This is a genomic window from Cupriavidus basilensis (assembly GCF_029335485.1).
Lineage (GTDB): Bacteria > Pseudomonadota > Gammaproteobacteria > Burkholderiales > Burkholderiaceae > Cupriavidus > Cupriavidus basilensis_E.
The window spans coordinates 1-351 of sequence record NZ_JARJLM010000425.1; the positions used below are offsets into that span (position 1 = coordinate 1).

Here is a 351-nt window from a genome sequence, read left to right on the forward strand (position 1 = left end):
GCCAACCCCGCCTACGGCCTCAACACCCTCGGCGGCGCCCTCGCCATGACCACCCGCTCCGGCCTCACCTCCCCCGGCTTCACCGCCGACCTGTCCTACGGCAGCGGCAACCGCAAGCGCGCCGACCTGTCCGGCGGCGTGCGCAGCGACAGCGGCTGGCACGCCTTCGCCGCCGCCACCCTGTTCCAGGAGCAGGGCTGGCGCGATCACGCCGAAGGCCGGCTCGGCAACCTCTTCCTCAAGGCCGGCCATGCCACCGACACCGACAGCTGGGACCTCTCCCTGCTGCACGGGCGCAGCACCCTGATCGGCAACGGCCTGGTGCCGAGCTACCGCGCCAGCGGCAACGCC

The 351-nt window shown here is 73.5% G+C and carries 1 pseudogene; it reads left to right on the forward strand.

Annotated features, from left to right (window positions below):
• Nucleotides 1-351, forward strand: a pseudogene (locus P3W85_RS25315) (TonB-dependent receptor); the annotation flags it as partial.